Source organism: Nocardia sp. NPDC056000 (genome assembly GCF_042269265.1).
Classification (GTDB): Bacteria; Actinomycetota; Actinomycetes; order Mycobacteriales; family Mycobacteriaceae; genus Nocardia.
Genome location: NZ_JBHJXS010000007.1, coordinates 228,074 through 250,287, shown reverse-complemented (window position 1 = coordinate 250,287; position 22,214 = coordinate 228,074). Strand labels below are relative to the sequence as shown.

General features: G+C 65.3%; 26 protein-coding genes. 15 read left to right on the top strand and 11 right to left on the bottom strand.

Annotated elements, in window-relative coordinates:
• Positions 1 to 145: 145 nt before the first annotated feature.
• Both ACFC4D_RS22105 and ACFC4D_RS22100 read left to right on the top strand, forming a co-directional pair.
• Complete coding sequence (locus ACFC4D_RS22105) at positions 146 to 2,038, top strand: PP2C family protein-serine/threonine phosphatase (RefSeq protein WP_376066004.1); 1,893 nt, start codon at positions 146 to 148, stop codon at positions 2,036 to 2,038.
• Positions 2,017 to 2,433, top strand: a complete 417-nt coding sequence (locus ACFC4D_RS22100) for a response regulator (RefSeq protein WP_376066001.1) — start codon at positions 2,017 to 2,019, stop codon at positions 2,431 to 2,433. The genes ACFC4D_RS22105 and ACFC4D_RS22100 overlap by 22 nt, the downstream gene beginning before the upstream one ends.
• A 74-nt stretch (positions 2,434 to 2,507) precedes the next feature.
• Here the strand turns inward: ACFC4D_RS22100 and ACFC4D_RS22095 are convergent, their stop codons facing one another.
• The 3 genes from ACFC4D_RS22095 to ACFC4D_RS22085 are packed head-to-tail and all read right to left on the bottom strand — an operon-like array spanning position 2,508 to position 4,067.
• Entirely contained in the window at positions 2,508 to 3,347 is an 840-nt protein-coding gene (locus tag ACFC4D_RS22095) for a helix-turn-helix domain-containing protein (RefSeq protein ID WP_376065998.1), read from the bottom strand.
• Complete coding sequence (locus ACFC4D_RS22090; protein WP_376065995.1) at positions 3,344 to 3,877, bottom strand: DUF6879 family protein; 534 nt, start codon at positions 3,875 to 3,877, stop codon at positions 3,344 to 3,346. The genes ACFC4D_RS22095 and ACFC4D_RS22090 overlap by 4 nt, the downstream gene beginning before the upstream one ends.
• 4 nt (positions 3,878 to 3,881) lie before the next feature.
• Positions 3,882 to 4,067 (bottom strand): hypothetical protein, encoded by a 186-nt coding sequence (locus tag ACFC4D_RS22085; RefSeq protein WP_376065992.1) that lies wholly within the window; start codon positions 4,065 to 4,067, stop codon positions 3,882 to 3,884.
• Between the two features lie 569 nt (positions 4,068 to 4,636).
• Between ACFC4D_RS22085 and ACFC4D_RS22080 the strand changes: the two genes are divergently transcribed.
• The gene (locus ACFC4D_RS22080) at positions 4,637 to 4,837 is read left to right on the top strand and encodes an acylphosphatase (RefSeq protein ID WP_376065989.1); all 201 of its coding nucleotides are present in this window, start codon (positions 4,637 to 4,639) and stop codon (positions 4,835 to 4,837) included.
• A 188-nt stretch (positions 4,838 to 5,025) separates the two neighbouring features.
• Here the strand turns inward: ACFC4D_RS22080 and ACFC4D_RS22075 are convergent, their stop codons facing one another.
• Entirely contained in the window at positions 5,026 to 6,207 is a 1,182-nt protein-coding gene (locus ACFC4D_RS22075; RefSeq protein WP_376065987.1) for a PP2C family protein-serine/threonine phosphatase, read from the bottom strand.
• 138 nt (positions 6,208 to 6,345) lie between these two features.
• On the opposite strand from ACFC4D_RS22075, the gene ACFC4D_RS22070 reads away from it, so the two are divergent.
• Together ACFC4D_RS22070 and ACFC4D_RS22065 are read left to right on the top strand one after the other, a co-directional pair.
• Complete coding sequence (locus ACFC4D_RS22070; protein ID WP_376065985.1) at positions 6,346 to 6,828, top strand: MarR family winged helix-turn-helix transcriptional regulator; 483 nt, start codon at positions 6,346 to 6,348, stop codon at positions 6,826 to 6,828.
• A 233-nt stretch (positions 6,829 to 7,061) separates the two neighbouring features.
• Complete coding sequence (locus tag ACFC4D_RS22065; RefSeq protein ID WP_376065982.1) at positions 7,062 to 7,469, top strand: STAS domain-containing protein; 408 nt, start codon at positions 7,062 to 7,064, stop codon at positions 7,467 to 7,469.
• Positions 7,470 to 7,548: 79 nt separating this feature from the next.
• Here the strand turns inward: ACFC4D_RS22065 and ACFC4D_RS22060 are convergent, their stop codons facing one another.
• A complete protein-coding gene (locus ACFC4D_RS22060; protein WP_376065979.1) occupies positions 7,549 to 7,905 on the bottom strand; it encodes a DoxX family protein in 357 nt (118 codons plus the stop codon).
• Positions 7,902 to 8,441: a TetR/AcrR family transcriptional regulator gene (locus ACFC4D_RS22055; RefSeq protein WP_376065977.1), complete on the bottom strand. Its 540-nt coding sequence runs from the start codon at positions 8,439 to 8,441 to the stop codon at positions 7,902 to 7,904. Before ACFC4D_RS22055 ends, ACFC4D_RS22060 begins: the two co-directional genes overlap by 4 nt.
• Positions 8,442 to 8,959: 518 nt before the next feature.
• On the opposite strand from ACFC4D_RS22055, the gene ACFC4D_RS22050 reads away from it, so the two are divergent.
• From ACFC4D_RS22050 to ACFC4D_RS22030, 5 genes are all read left to right on the top strand, one after another.
• Complete coding sequence (locus ACFC4D_RS22050) at positions 8,960 to 9,511, top strand: roadblock/LC7 domain-containing protein (protein ID WP_376066513.1); 552 nt, start codon at positions 8,960 to 8,962, stop codon at positions 9,509 to 9,511.
• Between the two features lie 31 nt (positions 9,512 to 9,542).
• On the top strand, positions 9,543 to 9,914 hold the full coding sequence (locus tag ACFC4D_RS22045; RefSeq protein ID WP_375956428.1) for a hypothetical protein: 372 nt from the start codon (positions 9,543 to 9,545) through the stop codon (positions 9,912 to 9,914).
• A gap of 110 nt (positions 9,915 to 10,024) precedes the next feature.
• Entirely contained in the window at positions 10,025 to 10,618 is a 594-nt protein-coding gene (locus ACFC4D_RS22040; protein WP_376065975.1) for a hypothetical protein, read from the top strand.
• Positions 10,619 to 10,686: 68 nt separating this feature from the next.
• Positions 10,687 to 12,531 carry a PQQ-binding-like beta-propeller repeat protein gene (locus ACFC4D_RS22035; RefSeq protein WP_376065972.1) on the top strand — a complete coding sequence of 615 codons (1,845 nt, stop codon included), beginning with the start codon at positions 10,687 to 10,689 and terminating at the stop codon, positions 12,529 to 12,531.
• A 218-nt stretch (positions 12,532 to 12,749) separates the two neighbouring features.
• Positions 12,750 to 13,805, top strand: coding sequence for a DUF3558 family protein (locus tag ACFC4D_RS22030; protein ID WP_376065969.1), 1,056 nt, complete (start codon positions 12,750 to 12,752; stop codon positions 13,803 to 13,805).
• 159 nt (positions 13,806 to 13,964) lie between these two features.
• Here ACFC4D_RS22030 and ACFC4D_RS22025 read toward each other — a convergent pair whose 3' ends face one another.
• Positions 13,965 to 14,351, bottom strand: coding sequence for a hypothetical protein (locus tag ACFC4D_RS22025; protein WP_376065966.1), 387 nt, complete (start codon positions 14,349 to 14,351; stop codon positions 13,965 to 13,967).
• A gap of 591 nt (positions 14,352 to 14,942) precedes the next feature.
• On the opposite strand from ACFC4D_RS22025, the gene ACFC4D_RS22020 reads away from it, so the two are divergent.
• Complete coding sequence (locus ACFC4D_RS22020; protein WP_376065965.1) at positions 14,943 to 15,188, top strand: CsbD family protein; 246 nt, start codon at positions 14,943 to 14,945, stop codon at positions 15,186 to 15,188.
• A 107-nt stretch (positions 15,189 to 15,295) separates the two neighbouring features.
• On the opposite strand, the gene ACFC4D_RS22015 is transcribed toward ACFC4D_RS22020, so the two are convergent.
• Entirely contained in the window at positions 15,296 to 16,060 is a 765-nt protein-coding gene (locus ACFC4D_RS22015) for a TetR/AcrR family transcriptional regulator (RefSeq protein ID WP_376065962.1), read from the bottom strand.
• Here ACFC4D_RS22015 and ACFC4D_RS22010 point away from each other — a divergent pair.
• The 3 genes from ACFC4D_RS22010 (at position 16,038) to ACFC4D_RS22000 (ending at position 18,696) form a co-directional block, all read left to right on the top strand.
• On the top strand, positions 16,038 to 16,982 hold the full coding sequence (locus ACFC4D_RS22010; protein WP_376065960.1) for an SDR family oxidoreductase: 945 nt from the start codon (positions 16,038 to 16,040) through the stop codon (positions 16,980 to 16,982). The genes ACFC4D_RS22015 and ACFC4D_RS22010 overlap by 23 nt on opposite strands.
• 250 nt (positions 16,983 to 17,232) lie before the next feature.
• On the top strand, positions 17,233 to 17,562 hold the full coding sequence (locus tag ACFC4D_RS22005) for a hypothetical protein (RefSeq protein ID WP_376065959.1): 330 nt from the start codon (positions 17,233 to 17,235) through the stop codon (positions 17,560 to 17,562).
• A 957-nt stretch (positions 17,563 to 18,519) separates the two neighbouring features.
• On the top strand, positions 18,520 to 18,696 hold the full coding sequence (locus ACFC4D_RS22000; protein ID WP_376065957.1) for a hypothetical protein: 177 nt from the start codon (positions 18,520 to 18,522) through the stop codon (positions 18,694 to 18,696).
• Positions 18,697 to 18,874: 178 nt separating this feature from the next.
• On the opposite strand, the gene ACFC4D_RS21995 is transcribed toward ACFC4D_RS22000, so the two are convergent.
• A complete protein-coding gene (locus tag ACFC4D_RS21995) occupies positions 18,875 to 19,177 on the bottom strand; it encodes a putative quinol monooxygenase (RefSeq protein ID WP_376065954.1) in 303 nt (100 codons plus the stop codon).
• Positions 19,178 to 19,655: 478 nt separating this feature from the next.
• Positions 19,656 to 20,255 carry a TetR/AcrR family transcriptional regulator gene (locus ACFC4D_RS21990; protein ID WP_376065952.1) on the bottom strand — a complete coding sequence of 200 codons (600 nt, stop codon included), beginning with the start codon at positions 20,253 to 20,255 and terminating at the stop codon, positions 19,656 to 19,658.
• A gap of 139 nt (positions 20,256 to 20,394) precedes the next feature.
• Here ACFC4D_RS21990 and ACFC4D_RS21985 point away from each other — a divergent pair, with 139 nt between their 5' ends.
• Positions 20,395 to 21,603 (top strand): FAD-dependent oxidoreductase, encoded by a 1,209-nt coding sequence (locus ACFC4D_RS21985; protein ID WP_376065950.1) that lies wholly within the window; start codon positions 20,395 to 20,397, stop codon positions 21,601 to 21,603.
• Between the two features lie 115 nt (positions 21,604 to 21,718).
• Here ACFC4D_RS21985 and ACFC4D_RS21980 read toward each other — a convergent pair whose 3' ends face one another.
• Positions 21,719 to 22,210: a hemerythrin domain-containing protein gene (locus ACFC4D_RS21980; protein ID WP_376065948.1), complete on the bottom strand. Its 492-nt coding sequence runs from the start codon at positions 22,208 to 22,210 to the stop codon at positions 21,719 to 21,721.
• Between the last annotated feature and the right edge of the window lie 4 nt (positions 22,211 to 22,214).

Sequence of the window (22,214 nt, the reverse complement as noted above, 5' to 3'; positions counted from 1 at the left end):
AGGCGGCCCGGGTCGCAAGCCGCACGATCACGATCTCGTCGCGGACCCTACAGTAGGGGCGGGCGTCCCCGACTCCCGGAAGGGAGCGCGAGGTCGTATGCAACAGCTATCGTGGTCGGCCCAACTGCATGAATGGTGGTCGACCGTGGCCGAGTCCGCGGACCCCACCGCGGAGATGCTGAGCGGTTTGCGGGATCGGCCGGAGGTGGCAACAGCCTTCAGTATCGGCGGCCCGCAAGCCATGGCGCAGCTGTGGGCGGACGGTGACGGAACGCACAGGCTCGCAGCGGAATCGGCCGCGCGACTGCTCGACGCGGCCGCGGAGATCGAACTGCTCGAACTGCCCCCGGACCGGCTGCGCGAGCTCATGGCCGGGCACGACGGCGACCGATTCGCCACGGGCACAGCCGATTACGCCGTACTCGCCTCCTACGGCCGGGCAGACGGCACCCGCGCGGTGATCGGGGTGATCACCGCCGCACCCATCGGCTCCGGCATCGTCAGCGCGGTACGGCAGGTGCGCGATATCGCCGCGGCCGCCGACAGCGGGCGGGCCGAGCGCGAGATGCGGGTCACGCGTCAGGTGCAGGATGCGATCCTGGCCGAGGCGTCATTGCGGATGAGTTCCTCGCTCGATATCGATGACACGCTGCGTGCCATCGTGCGCATGGTGGTGCCCGCCATCGCCGATGGCGCGGCGGTGCACATCGAACGCAACGGCCGCATGGAGCCGGTCGCGGTGGCGCACGTCGATGCCCGCCGGGAATCGCGGCTGGCGGCGTATCTGCGTGAAGGCCGTTGGGCGGGGAGCGTTTCCGAGCACGGGCAGCAGGCCGGTGCACAGGACTCGGCGCTGCCGCGGCCCGCCGCTCTTCCCGAGGACGCCAACCTGGACACCATGGCCACGATGGTGCTGCGCGCGCACGGCCGCGAGGTGGGCCTGTTGAGCGTGTTCCACCGGCACGGCTCATCGCGGACCGTGGCGGCGGAGTTCCTGCACAACCTCGCCGGGCGCGCGGCGCTGGCTGTGGACAATGCCGCGCTGCACGATCGGCAGCGTCGCGACATGCTGCTGCTGCAACAGCATCTGCTTCCCGCCACCCTGCCCGTGGTCGACGGACTCGATATCGCGTCGTCCTATCAGGTTGCCGAGGGCACCTTGGAGGTCGGCGGTGACTTCTACGGCGCGGTCGTCGCACCGGATGCCCGCCTGCACGCCCTGATCGGCGACGTGTGCGGTCGTGGCGCCGCCGCGGCGGCCCTGACGGGACTGGCTCGCCATACCGTGGAGACTCTGCTCACCGAAGGCCACAGCGTCGAACAGGCATTGCACGCGCTCAACGCGAAGATGGTGCACGAGAAGATCAGCCGCTTCCTCACCATGGCGGTAGCGAGCCTGAGCGTCGATTCGGACGGCGGAAACGAGTGCCGGGCAGAGCTTTTCGCCGCGGGCCATCCCCGGCCGCTGGTGCTGCGGCGCGACGGGACGGTCGAGGAGGCCGACTGCTCGGGCAAGCTCGTCGGGTATCTGCCCGAGCTGTCCCTCAAACCCACCACGGTCCGGTTGCGGCCCGGAGACAGCATCCTGCTCTACACCGATGGCCTGTCCGAGGCGCGCGACGACGCCCGGCGGTTCTTCGAACCCGAACTCGCCGCGACGCTGACCGGCCTGCGTGAACTGCCACCCGCCGACCTGGCAAGGGCACTGACCGACGGGGTCGGCCGATTCCGTGTCCACGACGATGCGGCCGTGGTCATCCTGCGCTATCTCGGCCGGGTCGCCTTCGATGCTCGTGTCGCGACCTCGGACGCGCTCGCCCTCGCGGTCGAGGCGGTCTCCGCGCTGCGGCTCGGTACGGAGAATCATTTCCTACCAAGGGAATTCGAGGATCGCGTGCGGGAATGGCTGGCCGAGGGCATCGACACGGTACATCTGCGGGTCTGCGGCGACGCCGCGTGGACACGCCTGGACATCACCCCGGCCGGACCGGGCGCGGCGAAGAACGGAGCCTCGGCATGGACCGAACTGATCAGCTGATCGAGCACCCCGTGCTGCTCGTGGAGGACAGCGACGAGGATCGCGAGGCCATCGAACGCGCCCTGCACGCCTCACATCCCCACCTGCGCCTGGAATTCGTCACCGACGGCGGATCCGCACTGACCCGCCTGCGCGACCAGACTCAGCCGCGCCCGAGGCTGGTATTCCTCGACCTCAACATGCCCGGCATCAGCGGATTGAGTGTGCTGCAACAGATTCGGGCCGATGCCGACCTGACCGGCCTCACCGTGGTGGTGTTCACCTCCTCCACCACCGCCGAGGACATCGACCGCTGCTATGCCGCCGGAGCCGACAGCTACATCTACAAACCGGTCGACTTCGCACTGTTCCGGACCGTGCTGCAGGGCGCGATGGACTATTGGACGGCCTCCTGAGCGTGGCCCTTTCCGCCCGCGTCCGCCGTGTTCATGGGCCACATGTCCGTACTCATGGCAGGCGGCCCACCTGGCTAGGTTGAATGGATCCGCTGCTCCAGCTCTGCGCGGATCAACGCGCGGGCCGCATCGCCCACCACCGCCTGGGCGGCCAACGCACCGAACGCCGATTCGTAGCTGGCAATCTCGCGCGGCTGTGTGATGGTCAGCTCGGCGGTGATCGTCTCCACCTCCACCATCCGGCGATCATAAATCGTGAAATTTGTTGTGGTGTAAACGAATGCGGCCCGACGAGGAACGATGGCCAAGGACATGCGTGGAAGCTTGGATAGTTCCAGCAGGCGGTCGAGCTGCTCCACCATCACCGCATCGGAGCCGACTCCGGTGTAGAGGACCTGTTCGGCGAGAACATAATTGAAGCGGTGAACCCCTTCGCGGAGCACCCGTTGCCGTTCCATTCGAGCGGTCACCGCGGACTCGAGATCGTTGGTGCCGCCGACGAATCCAATGCAGGTTGTCAGGATGTGGCGCGCGTAGGAGGGGGTTTGCAACAGCCCTGGAACGATCAACGGCTCGAATGCGCGCACCAGCCCGGTACCGGCCTCGTCGGCGAGCGCCTTGCGCTGTCGTCCAGCGTGGCCGTGGCCGACGATCCGCCGCCACTCCGCCCACGCGGCTTCGATATTGCGGACCGAGGCAATGAGATCCGGTACATGCAGAGTTGCCCCGGTCGCCGAACACCACGCCCGCACATCGGCTTCCGACGGTGTCTGTCGGCCGTGTTCGATCCGCGACACCTTCGAGTTGTTCCACCCAGTGCGCTGCGCCAGCGCGATGCCGGTGAGCCCGGCATCCCTGCGCAGTTCACGCAGACGGATGCCGAGGTTCTCACGTGCCTGTTGGACACCGCTCACGTAGCCGCCACGTACCGGTCGTGCGGGATCGCGCGCTCCCACAACCGGTCCCGCACCCGCACGCAGCGGGCCACGATATCGGCGTCCGTGGTGTGGCCGCCCCCGGCGAAATCACCGGTGCTGGTGAACATCGTGAACAGGGCGATGTCGTTGTCGAACAACCACCAGTCATCGGGGGTCAGCTCCGCCGCGTCGACGGACTGGCGTGGCAACCACCGAATGTCTTCCCCGGAAGGCTGATTGAACCGGCTCGTGTAATCCAACGCGAACCGCGTGTAATCGCCGTGAGGCTCGGTCACGACCCGAACCCGCTGCACCGCTACACCGCGCGCGGTTGTGGACTTGATCATCTGGAACCACTGATCCCAGTTCGGCGGATACTCGTACGGTTCCCCGGCCAGGAATCGTTCCATCATCGCCACTTCTTCGGCGACCTGCCCGTACGAGTCCTGGGTCTCCAGATGGAACGCACGCGTGTGGGCGTCGTGGAACAGCTGATCGAATTCCGGTCCGGCCGGGATGAACAGCATGTCATCACACCGCCTTTCGTACCGGGACCGCGACAGCGATCTCATGGTCGGGAATCTCCATCGCATGGGCCTGCTGGGTGGTGACAGCGGACCCGGCCAGTGTGTGCCAGCCGTCCCCGATATCGGTCAGGTCGGTGTCGAACACCGTGCCGGGTTCCATGAATTCGAGCAGATCCTGAGGTATCCGCACATGTCCGGGGCTTCCTGGTACCGGGTAACCCTGCACCAGGTAATCGCCAGTGTCGGTTGTCCATAGTCGTGGTGATCCGTTGACGCCGCTGGGGCCGCCGAGTAGACGCATGATAAGGGCCTTCATGTTTTGTACGGGTTGCGTCATGCCCTTCCGATAGTGGCCCTGAAATGCGCACTCACACAATGATTCCGTCATTTCCGTGCAAACATGCGCAAAGCCGTAGAGATCCGGGCACCGGTGTTTCTAGCGTCAACTCTTGTACCTGGGACCGGGCAGTTCGCTCTTTCGCTTCGACAGCGCAGGCCGCGGTGCTCGCTCGACCACTGTTACGCCAATCGTCCCAGGCAGCCTCGAGCCGACCTGAAAGGAGTGACCCGGTGCCGCCGTCCCATTTCGCAAGCCAGGGTGCTAGTGGCTCTGGCCGCAGACGAACCCTCGGCGTCGGCGACAGGCAGGGAATTGTGTCGCTGCTCCTCGGCACGCTCGTCGGCGACGACTTGCAACCCCGCCCGCACGGACGCACTACTGGAGCGCGCCGGAGATCCTCCTACGCCCAGGGGTTCGGAATGGGATCGGTAGAGACACAACGTCATTGGATACAGGAGATCGCCGAGCGTCACGGACTCACGCTGTGCCGCAACGAGTTCGACGCGAACGACTGGTGGCTGGACGACGGTGTGGAAGTGGTCGCGTCGGGGACGCTCGAGAGCATCGGCGCGTTCCTGCGTGCCGATGACGGCCGCACCCACCGCGAGCAGGCGGGATGAGGACACCGGGCCACGCGGCACGGGTGTACGGACGTGTACGACGTCGCTCACTCTCGACTGCCTGGTCGAACGTGGAATATCGAGTCCGACAAACAACGAGAACACGAAATGTTCCGTGCTCGTGTGCGAAGCAATGATGCAGGGGTGCCAATCGGGACGGTCGAGGGGACCTCGTTGTTCGAGTCGCCTCAGTTGCCGTGGGAGTGGTTCCAGTCGATGCAGACCACGACCGCGTCATCGACCAGGTCGGTGCCCTCGTGATAGTCGAGCAGTTCGGTGATGATGGCGCAGGCGGCCTGGGAGGCGGGCAAATTGCTGGAAGAATGGATTGAGCGGTCGAGATTGGTTGTGCCGTAGGCGATTCCGGAGGGGGACTGGGCGGTGTGCACACCGTCGCTGACGATGACGAGCCGGTCGCCGGGTTCGACGTGGAAGGTTTGTTCGCGATAGTCGGTGCGGTCGAACATGCCCAGCGGCAGTTGCGCGTCGAACTCGATCGGCTCGACCGTGCCCGCGCGCAAGCGAAGCACGCGCGGCGAGCCCGCGTCAACGACTCCGACACGGCCGGTGGCGACCTCGAATCGCAGCAGCAGGGTCTCGACGTGCTGAGTGCCTTCGTATTGTGCGAAGAGGGCCTGATCAGCCAATGAGGCCTGGTCGGCGATGTCGAGTCCGGCCCGGCGCGCGTTGCGCAGGGCGCTGATGGCCAGGTTGGTCAGCAGCGCGGCGCCGATGCCGTGGCCCATGCCGTTGGAGACGGTGACGGTGAGATAGTCCGCCGAGGCGCTCCAGTCGAAATTGTCTCCCCCGATGGTGTAGGCGGGTTCGAGCTGACCACCCAAGGAGTATTCCGTGCGAGAACAGCCACGTCCGGGTAGCAGCTGCCATTGCATCTCCGCGGCGAGGCTGAGGCGTTCGCGGCGACGCGCTTGCAGGTAGAGGTCGGTGTCGCGTTCGGCGACGATCAGCTCGTGGCCCAGCATGGTGGCCAGGGCCGCCAGTGCACGCTGGTCCTTCGCGGTAGGCACGCCGGGCAGTTCGATCCGCAGGATGCCCAGCCGGTCCCCGCGCACGGCCACCGGTACGTGGATCACGACGCCCTCGGCGGCTGGGCCGGGTTCCAGCAGCGCCTGTTGGGCGGTGAATGCCCGGCCCGCGGTCGTGGTTCTGATCGCCAGCGGTGTCGCGGTGTGGGGCAGTTCGGTGACCGGCTGCAGCACCGACAACCGGTAGTCGGCCAGCAGCAGCTCGACCGAGAGTGCCGCGAAATCAGTTCGGAGGGTGTCCCGGATGACGTCGAGCAGAGCGTGTGGGGCGCTCGCGCGCAGGGCGGTCTCGGCGTGAGCGAGCGGGTCGCCGTTGCGGGTCATGTGGGCCTCTGAGAGTCGGCGAGCCCCCGGGGGCTACGTGGCTGTGGTCGATCGCGGCGATTGTCGCACGACACTAATTTGACGACGGTACCGCGCGCGGGGTGTGCTCACGACGAGAGGACGTGTCACAGTAGTGCGATGAGCAGTGCGCAGCGGCCGGACCGTTCCGGGACCGACCTTACTGCGGCCGTGGAACAGGCCGCGGAACGGCTGGTCGTGCTGTGGGGCCAGGCCCAGCAGTCGGTGGGGACACGGGTCTCACCCTCGCAGCTGCAGGCGCTGATGATCGTGCAACACCATGGGCAGATCAACCTCAACGGTTTGGCTGTCGAGTTGGAGGCGATGCCGTCGTCGGCGAGCCGATTGTGTGACCGTCTCCAAGCCGCGGGACTGCTCGCCCGCACCGCGAGCCCAGCCAACCGCCGCGAGGTGATGCTCGCGTTGACCAGGGATGGGCAGCGGCTGCTCGCCGAGGTCAGCGACACTCGACGGCGGGATCTTGCCCGGGTACTGCGCGGGATGAGCCTCGCAGGGCGGCAGGCGTTGCTGGCGGGTTTGACCGAGTTCGCCGCGAGCGCGGAGCACGGCAGCGACATCGCACCGCAGGAGCGTCGCGCCTGAGCGGACGACCGCAGGGGATATTTTCCGTGCGGCAATCGACGGAATCGTCAGTGAGGTTTGACGCTGGCGGGCCATTTCGACCAAGAATTTGCTCCGTGTGGCAGCACGGCCGCGATCCGCGTCGTGCCCTGGTCGTGCTGACGGCATAGCAAGTTCGATGCGCTGACCTCGCTGTCTACCGGTCTGCCGCTAGGGGTAGATCGCGCACTGCGGTTCGCCATTAAATATTTGTCGTGCGACAATTGTATGGTTGGCCGTATCGAGCCGGTCCACGGGAGACGAGGTCGATTGTGAGTTCACCCAGCGGCACCCCTAGAGCCGTCGCGCGGTCGCGGCGGTATCTGGACATTCGACCAGGTGAGGTGTGGTGTGTCCTGCACGGAGACCTTCCGCGGGTGGTGATGCGTGGTGAGATCGACCTGGCCACCGAACCTCAGTTGGACAATGCCTACGGAGAGCTCATACAGCTAGCACCCGCCGACGTCGTCCTCGACCTGGCCGAGGTCACCTTCATCGGAGGCGTCGGACTGCGACTGATAGTCCGCCTGGCCGCACGGCTCTCGCCCACCGGGCACAAGCTGATCATCGAGTCGCCGAGCCGACCCGCACAACGGCTGCTGGAACTGACCGGCTTTGCCTAGTCGGCTGTTCGAGGTCTGACGGCTGCGCGGGTGGCTCGCCGATGGGCGAGCGGCCTCGGTGCCGAGCGGCACGTGCCGTTTACGCCAGGTACGGAACCGCCGCCGCAACGGATAGAGTCAGCATGCCGAGGCAGTTGATCCAGAACTCGTATCCCAGGAACCGAGCCCGGTAATGGGAGTACGCGGCGCAGGTGAAGTAGGCGATAACGCCGACCACGGTGGCTAGTCCGATGCCCGGATATTTCAGTCCGACAAGCAATCCGGCGGTAGCCGCCAGTTTGATGGCGATCAGTGTCCACCACCAGTCGCGGGGGAACCCGACGCCGTCGAGGCATTGCTGGATGAACTTCGGCGGGCGGACGGACATGAGCGCGTCGGCGAAGAGTGAAAGCGCGAGTAGTGCTGGCAGCCACCAGGGTTCGGGTGCGTGGATCATTGTTTTCCGTTCGGTTGCGCGATGACGAAGTCGATGGTTTGGCGTAGTTGATCGGCCGCGTCGGGCATCGTGATGGCACCGCTGGACGCGGTCATCAGCAGGCCCAGGTACGCGAGATAGATGGTCCGAGCGTCGGGACCGACCTGGCTGCGGGGGAGTGTGGAACTAGCGAGCACGGTCTCGAGTCCGGCCAGCAGGGCCAGCGCGAGGTCCCGAAAGATCACCGACTCATGGTTTCCGCGGACGAGGATCGCGGTGTACTCGCGGGAGAGTTCGGGGTCGAGCGCGAAGTATCCGACGAAGGGTACGAAGAGTTTCAGTACGTCCTCGGTGGTCGCGGTCGTCGAGGGGGCGACATCGGTGTGCCTGTCGTTGTGTACCGAAGTGATCCAGGTGTCGAAGATGGATACGAGCAGTGTGTCCTTTCCTCCGACTGCCATGACGGTCCCGGCGCTCACATTCGCTTCGGCGGCGATCTGTCGAATCGTGGTCGCCTTGAAGCCTTGCGCGCGGAAGAGCTGTTCGGCTGCTGCCAAAACCTTCTGTCGGGTCGCTGCGTGTTGCTCCGACCGTGACTGAACATGTTCACTGAACATGTTCAGTGCAGTAGCACGACGGCCGCACGACGACCATCGGTGAGGTTTGCGCCACAGCGGATCTGCGCGTTGGACAGCTCGAGTCGGACTGCTCATCGGCATCGACCGGATGTGAGTGTGCTCGGAATTGGACTGTCGCCCAGCATGATCGAGATGGCTCGTCGGGGAGAGACGGTGTCGATTCTCGCCCTATCTGGATTTGTAGCTCCGCATTCGCCATCGTCCCGCTATGCTGTAAATGCGTAGCAAGGGTAGCGAAAGGGTCAGTGCCCCAGAGGTACTGACCGGTTACGAGGCGCCGGTCCGGGTTGCTGGAGCGGCCAGATGGCGATGCTGCGACGAGTCCTTCCGGTCCTGGATTCGGGAGAAGTTTCGCAAGGGGCACGAATAGCGCGGCCAATCAACAAGATTCGCTCTATGGGCATGGCTGCCGCCGAGCTGGTCCCATTGGGAACGGTGTGTGGTGTCCGAAGGGGCGCGGTGTCGGTCGCGGCGGGGCAGATGATCTCGGGAACAATCCAGGAAGGGGCGATCGTTTGCACTCTCACCAGGAGCCGCCGACCAGTGACATCGAACTCCGACTATTCGAGCTACGACAGCGCCTTCCGTATCTGATCGGCTCGGTGGTGGCGTCGAGCGACGGTCTGCTGATCGCCGGCGATCTACCCGAGTCGATCGAGCCCACCGGTATCGCTGCCTTGGCGGCCGCGCAGCTATCGATATCGCTGACCTTCGTCGCGACGACCCACGGTGCCGACCTGCACGAGGTCGTCATCGACAGTGGCGCCGGACATGTGGTCGTGTATTCAGCAGGTCCGACCGCGATGCTAACCGTTGTGACCGCCGCCGACGCCGTGCTGGGACGGGTGCATCTGGAGGCGCGTCCGGTGGCAGGGGCGATCGCGGATCTGCTTGCCCGGTCGGTTGCCCCGGCGGAGACGGTGATGACCGGTGCCGGGTTCGCGCTGTCGTCCAACGGGTCCCGATCAGACATTCCGAAAACCTATTGAGCCGTAACGCAATACGGGAGAGAGGCGAGCGATGTCGAACCTGGATGTGGCATTGAAGGACATGATGAACATCGACGGTGTGCTGGGCGCGGCGGTCGTCGACTGCACCAGCGGAATGGCCCTGGGTACAGCGGGAGGTTCCCGCTCGCTGGACCTTCAAATCGGCGCGGCCGGTAGCACCGAGGTGATGCGAGCCAAGATCCGCACGATCGAACAGTTGGGCCTCAACGACGGAATCGAGGACATCCTGATCACGCTGTCGGGCCAATACCACATCCTGCGCCCGCTGAGCGCCCAACGTTCCACGGGCCTGTTCCTCTATCTGGCCCTGGACCGTGTTCGCGCCAATCTCGCTCTCGCACGCCATCATCTGCGCAAGATCGGCGACGAGCTCGAGATCTGACCGACCTTCCGTCGAGCCCATGAAGGACATCTCGAGATCGGGTAGGCGCACGGCTATGGCCCGGTGACGGTGAGCGGGTTATCCCGTGATGCCGTGGCTAGGCTGCGAGAGTGTGGCCGTTTGCCGATGAAGAGTCGTTCTGGGTCTGGGCGGCTGACCCTGACGCGGTGTTGATGGAGCAGGATGAGGACCTGCTGCTCCATGACCCGGCAGGGCTGCTGCTGTTGGTGACTGCCGCCGCGGATGCCGAGTGCCCGAAGCGGAGTTACTGCGCCTCGGTTCTGCACGACTACACCCGCCGGATCACGGGATGGCAAGTCGCGCACGAGTATTCAGCCTTGCGCACCGCTGCTGATCTGGCGTCGAGCAGTGGCGATGTGTGGGTGCGGTGGTGGTCGGAGTATGTGGACCGGTTGTTCTCCTACCTCACCGATGTCCGGCCCGTGAACCGAGCTGCGGCAGAGCGCATGGCGACAGATCTGCTTGCCGGTCCCGCCGACAAGCTGGTGATACGGCTCGCTCCGAGCCAAATGCATTGGCAATGTGCTGAATCCGGCCACTACCCGTCATACCTGTACATCAACCGACGCAGCGGCGAGTACCGGATGACGCGGCCACACGCTTATCCAGACAAGAACTCGGGGCGCTATTTCGCCCACGGTCCTGACTACTGGCTGCCGATGCGGGTGTCGGATGAATGGTAGTGCTCTGCGAACTGCTGAAAGCTAGGCTGGCCACGCGATTCAGGAGGGGTCGCGGGACAGGGGGAATCGTGGGCGGCTCGACGACGTCGGGGTGGCGGGACAACGCGAGCGCTGTCGCCGGTGTGGGCGGCGCGATAGCAGTCGCTACAGGGTTCGGGTTGGCCCTCTACAGCCGGTGGGGCGCGTCCCGGACCACGATCGAGCCCGAGCAACTGCACCGGCGAACGTGGTTCACCGAGGATGTGTGGGGAGTCGACATCGCCACTGTCCCCGGTGTTTTGACCGCCACAGCCCTGTGGCTTGGTGCGGGGCTGGTGATCGCAGTGGGCGTGGCTGCGTTGCGGATCGCGCGTGGGTGGGATGACTACCGCGGGTGGGGGTTCCTCCCTGCGCTCGCAGTGCTGGCAACTCTGGCCGGATGGCCGATTCTGATCGTCGGGGATCGTGTGTGGCAGGTGTGGGATCAGCTGCGGGTGGAGTACCCGCTGTCCCAGCAGCTGCCGACCGCGCTGGCCGCCGGAACTCTGAACTGTATCGGCGCTGCTCTATTGATCCCGTACCTGCTGCATCCCCACCGATTTCGACTGCCGACTCGGGTGCTGGCCGCCGTGGTGGTCGCCGCCGTGCTGGTGTGCGCGGGCACGGCGGCCGCTGCAGTGCGTGCTGGCGATGACCGACTCCATACCGATCACGTGACCGCAGCGCGCGCGGTGATCCCGCCCGCGCCCACCCGTCTCGGTCCCGAGAAGTATCGGTTTCCGATCGCGGCGCTGCCGGGTAGTCGCAGCGCCACGATCGGCGACTTGGCGCCCGCCGGAATGGGATTCGTCCTCTCCTCACCCGAGGGCATCACCGCGTACGACGGTGCCACCGGGGAGCCGCGTTGGCACTATCTGCGCACCCACACGACCAAGTCGGGACGTTCGGGTGTCACCTACGTCGATGGCTCGCTGCGTTCGCTCGACCACGGTGCGATGATCCTGGCTCGCTGGAAGTCGCTGGGCTGGATCGCTTTCGATGCGGTCACCGGCGAGGTTCTCTGGCAGACATCGGATTTCACCCGCGACGCCGCGGGTCGCACCTTGCAGTCCTCGGATTCGGTCCAGCGACCACAACTCGCAGTGCCCGGGCCATGGCCTGCCCCGATCCCGCTGATCCTGAACGACGACAACCGAATTCAAGGCTACGACGCGCGCTCCGGCACACGCTTGTGGTCCACCGAGGTCACCGTCCCCGAATGTCAGAGTAGGAACAACACCGTGGTCACCGACGCCACGGTGTACCGGGTGGCCTCGTGTTCGAGTGACACCGAATCCTGGATCGTCGCAACAGGTCTCGATGCCCGAACCGGCGCCATCGTAGCCACCCGCGAACTCGGGCGGCACTCCTCGACCGACCGCTACGACCCCTACGTCCGTGTTCGCGCCCTGACCAACACCGTGGTCATCGACTGGGCGACCAGCGACGACGGCGGACACCTGCTGGTGCGTTCTCCGGACCAGCTCGCGACCGCGCCGACCATCGATCGCGCACGGTGGCCGATCGCGGCCGACCCCGGCGGCCCCGATGTCCTCTACAGCGACTACTGGGCCCGCGCTCCGCGCGCGCCAGGCCGATTCACCGTCTCCGACACCATCACCGGCGGTGAACGGTACGCGCTAGCGGGGATGGACGGGTGGGGCGAAGACGCCGGACACGACGCGTTCCTCCGGGACGAAATCATCGAGACGTCCTACTCCGCGGGCAGTGCGGTGCAGGCCTGGAGTCGAGACGACGGTCGATGGACGCAGTCACAACCCATCGTGACCGTGAGCCGTGACTGCGTGAGCACCCCGATCCGCGTCGTGCCGACCGCGGTGGTGGTCGTGTGTATCGGCAAGACGACAGCTGAACTCATCGGCTACACCCCTTGAACCGCTCGACTGCACGGTAGGGAAGATGCCACCTATGCGTCTGCGGTGAAATCTCGAGCGGCACGTTGCGCCGTAAGGTGGGGACAATGGCGGGGATAAGACTGTGTTCTGTGTTGGTGGTGTCGGCGGTAGGGGCTCTGGTGGCGGGGTGCGCCGTCGATGATGGTGAATCCGCTCCGGCGGCAACGCAATTCACGACAGTGCCCACGTGCGCGCAGTTGGACACCGCACTGGGGGAGACCCTGCACAAGTTCGGCGGTGACCTGTACGTATCAGGCACTCCGCTGCAGACCGGGTTCACCGAGAACACGCGGACGGCGCAGGCGGTCAATTGCGCTCTCACCGTGGAGGACCCGATGCCACGGGCCGACGCCTACCCTGCGGCCGGGCCGTTGTCGCGGTCGGTGGCAATCACGCTTCGGGCCACCGGCACCTCACCACGTTTCTCGGTGCCCCGACCGAGCCTGACCCCCAATACGATCGGGCTCGCACCTACTGGCGATACCCGCGCGCTCCCAGGCGCCGGTGTGGATTCGGTCATCTCGAGCGGTCTGGAAACCCTGCGGGGCGCACGCGAGGTTCGGGCGCGATTACGAGTCGAGAACATCGACATCGACATTTCCGCGGCCGGAATGGACTGGTCCGGCGGCGCGGCCCTGCCGGTGTCGGATTCACCGAACCTGAACACGGACCTAACCAACGGTGCGGAAGATATCGCAGCCGCTCTCATCGACAAGCTGCCGAATATGCTGTCGCGCAGCGCCATCGACTGGACCTTGCAACCCGGGGCGCCGGAGAACGACCCGCCTTTCACGACGACACGGGTGCCGGTATGGAACCCGTGCGACATCGCGGACTCTGCATTGGCGGAGGCAGGGCTGAACCCGGCGACCGCAAAAGATCACGGCGACAACGGCGACGACCACTCCTGCGACTGGCAGGGCGATGGGTTCTACGTCTCGGCTCGGTCGTCGGCGCTACGGTTCCGCGAGTCAATATTCCAGCTCGGCCTGTACACCAGCTTCAGACCGGTCACCGTCGCCGGACGGCCTGCCCTCGACATAGATTCCGCTTCCTTCGGCGACAGCGGTTGCGAATTGGCATTCGACGCACCGCAAGGCCAGCGGAATGGAAACACCGTAGGGATCATCGAGTTGCAGGCGTGGTCCAGCGGTCCGGCGGGCCAGCGCATGACCGGCCGAGATGCCCTGTGCGGTCAGCTCATCCGCGTCGCGCAGGGACTGGTGCCATACCTGCCAGCAGGTCGCGCATAGTGGGGCCCGCCCGCATTCCGTGGAGGTCGGGCCGACCGCCGAAGACAATGGGCGTTCAACCACCGCCACGGCCACCTCGAAGTGCATGGTGGCTGCGGCGGGGTCACGGGCGGGAGGGTGGTTCTACCAGTTGCCCGTGGCCACGAGAACGCCTCGGGATCAGCTGACGAGGCAGGAGCTGCCGAGGTTGGTGCCGGTGCCGACTTCGATTGTCGACCACTGGGATCCGTTGTATGACCAGGCCTGGACGTAGTGGGTGCCGGTGACCGTCGGGGTCCATGTCGAGGTGCTCGTGCCCGTGGCGTCGAGGGTGAACTGCTGGGGCGTGAAGGTGGAGGTGGCGCTGTCGTAAAGCCAGATGGATTCGCTCGCGGTGCCCTTGACGGTGACCTTGTAGGAGCAGCCGGTGCCGTATTTGCCGCCGCTGGTGGAGGTTACGGTCACGCTGGTGACGGAGGCCGAGGCTTGCGGTGCGGTGCACAGCAGTGCCGCTGCCGCCGCCGTGAGGGTGGTGGCGACGAACGCCGACTGCCGAGACTTGAACATTGCCGATCATCTCCCTGTGGACAGACGTATGTGCGCGCCGCTGACGGCGCGCGCCCACCAGTGTCGACGGTTTCGAATGCGACACGCCAGTATTTCAACTTTGATTCGATGCTCGACGGCGTGCCGCCCACGCCGGTCGCGTGATGTATCCCGGGAGTCACGAAGCGAGATCCTGGTTGCCATCGCTTAACTCGATCGGAGATTCCTGCCGAAGGAGGACCGTCCTTGGGTGGAACGGTCCCCCCGCGACGGCAAGGAGAGCCCGTCATGGGAATCCGGCATGCGGTTGCTGATCCCCACTCATAGAGTAGCCAGAAATGAACCAGGCACGCCCGTTTGTGCAGTGACCTGGCACTGACGGTCCGTCATCGTGCACACAACGTCACCGACGGGCGCGTTCACCACGGAGCCGCGACCACGTGTCGAGTCGATCTGCCTGTGCGTCGTTTCGGGATGCGTTGGCTCCCGGCGTGCATCGCTTGTCATTGTGATCGGGATCGCATGGACTGACTCCGTAGTCGCCGATTGACATCCGTTCGGCCGGGTAGATCTCGTTTGTCGATGTGCGGCAACAATTTTCGGAGGTATGCGATGTCCGAGCACAAGAGCGGTCCCCTCGAAGCTGTTGAAGGGGTCGTCGAAGCTGTCAAAGGCAAGGCCAAGGAGGTCGTCGGCGCGGTTGTGGGGAATGACGATCTGCGCCAGGAAGGCAGCGCTCAGCAGGACAAGGCCGAGTCCCAGCGCGAGGCCGCGGCCAAGGAGGCTCAAGCCGAGAAAGCTCGCGTCGAAGCCGAGGTCAACGAGCAGCGCCAGCGCCTGTATCAGCAAGGGCAGTAATCGCCTGCGCGCCTGAGTAACTCGAACGGACCGGATGCCCGCCAATGGGTACCCGGTCCGTTCTCGGCATCGCAGGCATCGCGGACGTCTGACCCGCGCTGCGGCGACTACGTAACCAGTCCACGCAGGATCGTCTCGGCCATGGTGCCGCTGTCGTCGCTGCGCTCCGTTTGACCCAATCGACGAGACAGGGGCTCCTGTCCATACAGCAGTGCCGGCTTGGTGATCGCGAAATAGAAGACGTGCCATGGGATATCGCGGATGCGCCCGGCGGCGACGAGCCGTTCGAAGACCGGCCGCACGGCCGTGGTGAACGGTGCGATCAGCGTGAACAGATAGTCCAGCCGGTCCGATTCGCGGGCCGCCTCATAGTCGATCACCTGATTGAGATGGGGATGCTCGGCACTGGCACGGTGAAAGACGCGAACGGCTTCAGCCAGCCAGTGCAGGTCGTCCTCGGGCTCGGAAAGCAGCGCCGGCGCCAACTGGCTACTGAGAGCGTGGAATTCGTGATCCACGACCGACCGCCAGAAGACATTCTTGGAGCCGTATCGGTCATGGATGAACGTGTGTCCCATGCCCAGGCGGTCGTTGAGTTCACGAACCGAGACCGCGTCATAGCCCAATTCCGCGAAGGCGCGAAGGCCATTGTGCATCAATTCGGCGTGGTCCGGCGTCCGGCGTTCACGTTTCGGCCGCCCAGGTCCCTGGCGCATCCACTGTTCCTTCCCTGACCTGCACCGACGTCTAATCAGGCAGGTGCCTGATATTATACGGTGTGTGGTCGGAAGCTGTGCCACGTTCTTCCACGACTCGACCTCGACCAGCGAGCCAACGACAGGAGCCGACATGGCACGCACACCCGTGGACATCACGATTCCCGACCTCTCTGGAAAGCGCGCGGTCGTCACCGGAGCCAGCGACGGTATCGGCCTCGGCATCGCCACCAGGTTGGCCGCGGCAGGAGCCGAAGTGCTGCTGCCGGTGCGCAATCCGCGCAAAGGCGAGGAAGCGATCACCAAAATCAAACAGCTGGCGCCGCACGCCGACCTCGTGTTGCACTCCCTCGACTTGTCCGCGCTGGAATCCGTCGCGGCCCTGGGCGAGACCCTGCGAAGCGAGGGCCGTCCGATTCACCTGCTCATCAACAACGCGGGCGTGATGACCCCGCCCGAGCGGCAGACCACCGCTGACGGATTCGAGCTGCAGTTCGGTACCAACCACCTCGGCCACTTCGCCCTGATCGCTCACCTGCTGCCACTGCTGCGCGCCGGGCAGGCCCGGGTGACCTCGCAGGTCAGCATCTCCGCCAATCGCGGTGCGATCAACTGGCAGGACCTGAACTGGGAACGCTCCTACAACGGTCAGAACGCCTACAGTCAATCGAAGATCGCACTCGGGCTCGTCGGCCTCGAGCTCGACCGACGCAGCACCGAAGCAGGGTGGGGTATCAGCAGCAACCTCTCGCACCCCGGCGTCGCGCCGACAAGTCTGCTCGCCGCGCGCCCGGAGGTCGGTCGCGACCGCGACACCCTGGGTGTGCGACTCATCCGCGCGCTGTCTTCCCGCGGCATCTTGGTCGGCACCGTCGAGACCGCGAAACTCCCGGCCCTGTACGCCGCAACCGCCCCCGACGCCCTCGGCGGCCGTATGTACGGGCCGAGTGGACCCGGGCATCTCGGTGGTTCCCCCGCTGAACAGAAGTTGTACACGCGACTTGCGAGCGTCGAAGCCGCACAACGTATCTGGAGCATCTCCGAAGAACTGACCAAGGTCTCCATCCCGGCACGCTGACCGGACAGCCCGGCGCTGATTCCGCTCGCACCTGCGGTCGGGTTCGCCGCCGGCCTCACAGCGCACAACTCACACCGCCTCGATGAGGTAGGAAAACCGCACCCGCACAATGACTTCCGGCCGATGCGATCGTCGCGTCGACGAGTCATGGTGGGCTGCCCGCGATTCCCAGATAGGAGAACAGACTGCCAATACGTGGTTCGTCGGTACGTGCGAGCATATCGACGGGGTGACATCGGGGGAATGACATATGAGTCTCGTTCCGCCTGGTCAGGACGGCGTTACGGCAACACCGGGCTTATCCGGCTGGAGACCTCAGCTGGTTCCTCCGCGCCTGGCGTCGGCCGTGCTGGCAGGCTTCATCATCAGCACCAACCCCTACTTCCAGGGGTTGGTCGACACGCTGGGCAGACCGGATTACGCGGTGCCACCGCCGGTGTCACCGGTCCCCGCGCCGCCGTTGCTGCCATCGAACGATGAAGACACCTTTTCGGGGCTTCTCGCGGACGCGCATTCCTCATCCAATGCCGTGCTGCTCGGGCATTCGGTCGCCTGGCAGGGTCTCGAGGGACGACGCTGAGGCCGCGCAGAACGCCGCAAGCGTGGGATCCGAAGCGCTGCAGGCTATTCGGAGGACCGTCGATCGGGTCCAAAGCGTATTGGACGCGGCGGATCTGAATCGTACTGTTGCCGTGTCGTATCCGGCCGGGTCCGACGGTCCGGGGGAGGCTCCCGCGTTCGCTTAATACCTGGAGTACAGGCTGGCTCTCGCGGTGGACGGCGGCCTGTTCGAAGCCGAGCTCACTGTGTGGAACGCGCAGCGCGCGCTGGGCCTGACACCGCTGGAGTTGTCGCTGCCGCCGTTGCCCCGCATCCCCAGCACCATCCTCCCGCCGCACCCGATCCCCATACCGCAACCCAGGGATCCATGGTCACCGGTATCGCAGGACCCGCGACTGATGCAGACCTGACACCGCCCGAGGAGATCGGGCGGCGTGTTCGGGGTGTTGATAGTTTGGTGTCGACACGGGTGGGGTATCGATGGTTTCGAACGCTGCAACCGATCTTGCTGGCTGTCCGACAACCGCCTCTCGCCCACATGCTGCGAGCCCTGAGGAGACCTGACGTTGCCCCAGATGCGCGTATCCAGCACGCCGAACCCAACCGAATCGACCGAGTTGGACACCCAACTCTCCGTGTCAGTCGGCCAACGCAGTCTCGCTGTTCATCTGGTGAGTCATGTCGCACGAGGGTTGTCAGATACCGCGCTCGACACGCTGGTCAATGCCGCGGACGGACTGCGCCGGACCGAGGGTCTGCCACCGGTCGAGCTCACCGCTCAATGGTGACTCTCGGCTGTCCTCGGCCGGTGGCCTTCGAATGGCTCTGCTACTAGCCCCACCGCGGGTAGACATCCGAATCGCACGGGATGCTCGATGTTTGCGCCAGTGCTTGTTTGGGAATGGTGAGGTCGTTCTGTTCTTCTCACTGTCCCCGGCGCGTGGTGGTTGCGGGGATGTCGTGCCAGGAGGTCGGTATGAGCGAACCGGTGCTCGACGCCGGGGTGCGGGCGTTGGTGGGTCAGATCCTGGCCCGTTACGGCTCGATCGACGGTTTCTGTGTCTATCTCCGGAATGTGATCGGCACGCCTACCCGCGAGCTGCCCGTGTCGGCCTCGCCCGCCACGGGCCGCCACCGGCTGTGTAAACCGTGATCTGTGGTGGTAAGAGACTTCGACGCCGCCGCCTCGGCATCACAGCTGAGTACGGGCGCGTCGCTCGGAGCCGTCCTTGTCATCCGGTGATCGCTCACATACGGTGGCCAATTCCCTTGGCACGTGGGCGGTTTGAGAGTGCCACGGGCACCGCGTGCCCTAGCCTATGGTTGCCGAATCAAGCTGGAAGCTTCGACGCGAGGATGTCGACATACTCGATCGCGGGCGCCACGGTGAACAGCTCGTCGGCGCGCTGCCCGAGCGCTGCGCCTACTCCGCCTGCCAGGTGGGTTTGGCGGCCGGCGTCGTCCGGGAACACATCGAAGATGCCGAAGGTGGTCGCGTCGAACTGGACGGCGAACCAGGCCCGGGTGTCGGGTTCCTGCTCGACGATCGACTGCGCGTCTTTCAAGAACTGCGCGACTTCGGATTCCTTGCCCGGCTTTGCCTGTACACGCACCAGTAGACCGACTCGCACCATGATTCCTCCTTCGGATGGACCCGCTTGGAACCGAACGCCTACCCGTGCCGGGGCGATAAAGGGAACCAGTCTCCGCGCCAGTGCGCGACTGAACGCGTAGAGATGGGTAGCCGCGCTACCTCGACGTCTCCACGCAACCAATACCCGAATCGGGATTCATGCCATGCGTTTTCGGATCAGTTAATGCCGCGACCCGCCCTATTCCGGGCGTCCGGCGTATCCCGCTGGCGAATGTACTGGGACCAGTCGAATGTCGCTCAAACCAACAGCATATGCGTTGCATTGATCTCGGGCAATGGTGCGTGGATATCGATGTGAATGTGAGTGCGCACAGGGATGATTCGAGCCATCCGACAACGATCCAAGCGGCCTCGGCCGATTGCCGTGATATCGCTGGCGATGGTGGAGAACCGGGCGTAATGGCGGAATTGCCAACAGGTTTGGCCGTCGAGTGAAAACAGCCGGTATGCCGAAGCGGTCAGCCGTCGCCACGGGGAGTGGCCGCCGTTGCGGTCCATCCGGTGTCGAGCAGGGTGAAGATCCGGTCGAGGGCGGAGTCGGCATCGTCCCGTCCGTACACGAGGGTGACGGCCTCGAGGGCGAAGTGTGCCAGTGCCTGGCAGGCGGGGTCGTGCTCTGGTACGCCACTGTCGATGGCAATCGTTGTGGCCAGGGCGTTTTCGTGGCGGAGCCACATGCGTCGGGCATATTCGCGCAGGGCGGGTGTGGTGTCGATCAGGCGGCGGAAGTCGGCGAAGCGCGGGTGTTCTCGCACCTGCCGGGAGGATTCGTCGCGCAGCAGCTCACGCAGCGCCTGCGGGATGGACTGGCCGGTCGGGCGCTCGCGGACGGCCGCGACGAGCGCTGCCTCGCGCCCGGCGTCCTGGTCGAATACCAGCGCTTCCTTGCCGCCGGGGAAGTGTTTGAACAGCGTGGCCACCGAGACGTCCGCGGCTTCGGCGATCTCTCGGACTCCGACCGCGTCGTAGCCGCGTTCCAGGAACAGCCGCAGCGCGGCGTCGGCCAGGGCTTGGCGGTTGGCGGCCTTCTTGCGCTCACGACGCCCGATCTCGGTCACAACCCCGAACTTAGCACAATGGTTGATCGGACTTAAAAATAGAACCGATTTACTTTTCGAACGGTTGCACCTAGCCTCGTCGGAGGGTGAGCACGCTCGCCGATCCACATCGCCACCGCACACGGAAGGGGTTCACCTCATGAACACACCACGCATTGCCATCGTCGGCGGCGGGCCCGCCGGCCTGATGTGCGCTCGAATCTTGCAGGGGCACGGCCTCGAACCGGTCGTGTACGACGCGGATGCCGCTGTGGACTCGCGTGATCCGGGAGGCACCCTCGATCTGCACGCCGACGCCGGCCAGATCGCTCTGGAAGATGCCGGGTTGATGGACGCGTTCGGCGCGTTGGCCAGAATCGAAGGCCAAGCCAAAAGCCGTCGTGATCAGCACGGCACCGTGCTGGCCGAGTTCATCCCGGCCGAGGGCGACGTAGCGGCTCCCGAGATCGACCGCGGCCAATTGCGGACCATGCTCTACGGGCATCTGCGTCCCGGCACGGTCCGCTGGGGGCACAAACTCCGCCACACCATCCCGCTCGGAGGCGGGTCGCACCGTCTGGAATTCGCCAACGGAGTAGGCGCGGACGTCGACCTGCTCATCGGCGCCGACGGGGCGTGGTCGCGGGTCCGGCCGCTGCTCACCGACGCCACGCCGCAATACCTCGGCGTCTGCTTCCTCGATGCCCGCTTCGACGATGTGGACGTCCGCCATCCCGAGGTCGCCGCGATCGTCGGTGACGGGCACATGTTCTCCGCCGACGGCGACGGCCGCGCGGTCATCGTGCAGCGCAACAGCAATGGCGTTGTCCGCGGCTACGTCGCCTTCCGCGCACCGCTCGACTGGGACGTCGCCGCCGGGGTCGACCTCACCGACCGCGACGCCGTCCGCGCCTACCTGCTGCGCGAGTTCAGCGGATGGTCCGCGCTCATGCGGCCGCTGATCACCGACATCGACAGTGACTACATTCCGCGCAGCTTCTGGGCCCTGCCCGCGCCGCTGACCTGGAATCACGTTCCCGGCGTCACGTTGATCGGCGATGCCGCGCATTTGATGGCACCCTTCGGCGGCCACGGCACCAACCTCGCGCTACTGGACGGCACGGAACTCGCGCACGCTATCTACAAAGAGAACAGTCTCGAGGACGCGATCGCCCGCTATGAGACAGCGATGTTCGCGCGGTCGGGCGAACTCGCCGTCAGTTCGAACACCGCCCTCGCACGATTCTTCGCTACAACCGACACACCGCACCTGCCCCCGGACCATGCACAGGAACACAGAGACTATGAGGCCAGGGCGGCGGAATATCGACGCAGGCAAGCCCTGGACGATCTTCGGAACGACGCCTGAGCCACAGCCGCAAAACCCCATTTCGTCCCATGGGATTTCGCGGCCGACCGGTCGCCGCGTCCAGATTCGTCCTGATTCTCGTCGTCGAATGGTTCACCGCATTGGGAGACACGGCCTACTGGATAGACGTGCCGAACAGTTCCTTTCCGGTGTGATCACCAGTGGGCAAATCATCCAGCGCGGCCGTGATGCGGCGTTCTTCCCATTGGAAATGGGATTCGAGGATGGCCGACAGACCCATGATCTCGCTGCGGACCGCCGCGAGCGTCTCGGCCTGGACGTCGGTGAGCAGAGTGGTCATTCTGGTCAGGATGTCGGCGACCAGACGGTGGTCGGCGCTCAACTCGGTGAGCACGGGGGCCAGTTCTGGAAACCGTTGTGCCAGAACGGGGAAGGACGTCCGATCCTCGTTCGTGTGATGGTTGGTGAGTGCGCGGCAAAAGGCCAGGCAGTGGCCGCGCAGCTCGCGCAGCGGGAGGACGAGGGTGCCGTCGCGATGTTCGTCGAGTTCGCGGGCCACCCGTTTGAGTTCACCGCGCAGCCAGTTGTGGGTGTCGATCAGTTCGCGACCGAGAGCTCGGGCGCGATCGCTTTGTGTGGAGGACATGGAA

Coding starts and splice junctions, on each gene's coding strand:
- ACFC4D_RS22100 (WP_376066001.1), top strand. CDS start 2,017: ATGGACCGAACTGATCAGCTGATCGAGCACCCCGTGCTGCTCGTGGAG.
- ACFC4D_RS22090 (WP_376065995.1), bottom strand. CDS start 3,877: ATGCTGTTCATCCCGGCCGGACCGGAATTCGATCAGCTGTTCCACGAC.
- ACFC4D_RS22080 (WP_376065989.1), top strand. CDS start 4,637: ATGGGATCGGTAGAGACACAACGTCATTGGATACAGGAGATCGCCGAG.
- ACFC4D_RS22075 (WP_376065987.1), bottom strand. CDS start 6,207: ATGACCCGCAACGGCGACCCGCTCGCTCACGCCGAGACCGCCCTGCGC.
- ACFC4D_RS22070 (WP_376065985.1), top strand. CDS start 6,346: ATGAGCAGTGCGCAGCGGCCGGACCGTTCCGGGACCGACCTTACTGCG.
- ACFC4D_RS22060 (WP_376065979.1), bottom strand. CDS start 7,905: ATGATCCACGCACCCGAACCCTGGTGGCTGCCAGCACTACTCGCGCTT.
- ACFC4D_RS22045 (WP_375956428.1), top strand. CDS start 9,543: ATGTCGAACCTGGATGTGGCATTGAAGGACATGATGAACATCGACGGT.
- ACFC4D_RS22025 (WP_376065966.1), bottom strand. CDS start 14,351: ATGTTCAAGTCTCGGCAGTCGGCGTTCGTCGCCACCACCCTCACGGCG.
- ACFC4D_RS22020 (WP_376065965.1), top strand. CDS start 14,943: ATGTCCGAGCACAAGAGCGGTCCCCTCGAAGCTGTTGAAGGGGTCGTC.
- ACFC4D_RS22010 (WP_376065960.1), top strand. CDS start 16,038: ATGGCACGCACACCCGTGGACATCACGATTCCCGACCTCTCTGGAAAG.
- ACFC4D_RS22015 (WP_376065962.1), bottom strand. CDS start 16,060: ATGTCCACGGGTGTGCGTGCCATGTCGGCTCCTGTCGTTGGCTCGCTG.
- ACFC4D_RS22005 (WP_376065959.1), top strand. CDS start 17,233: ATGAGTCTCGTTCCGCCTGGTCAGGACGGCGTTACGGCAACACCGGGC.
- ACFC4D_RS22000 (WP_376065957.1), top strand. CDS start 18,520: ATGAGCGAACCGGTGCTCGACGCCGGGGTGCGGGCGTTGGTGGGTCAG.
- ACFC4D_RS21995 (WP_376065954.1), bottom strand. CDS start 19,177: ATGGTGCGAGTCGGTCTACTGGTGCGTGTACAGGCAAAGCCGGGCAAG.
- ACFC4D_RS21985 (WP_376065950.1), top strand. CDS start 20,395: ATGAACACACCACGCATTGCCATCGTCGGCGGCGGGCCCGCCGGCCTG.
- ACFC4D_RS21980 (WP_376065948.1), bottom strand. CDS start 22,210: ATGTCCTCCACACAAAGCGATCGCGCCCGAGCTCTCGGTCGCGAACTG.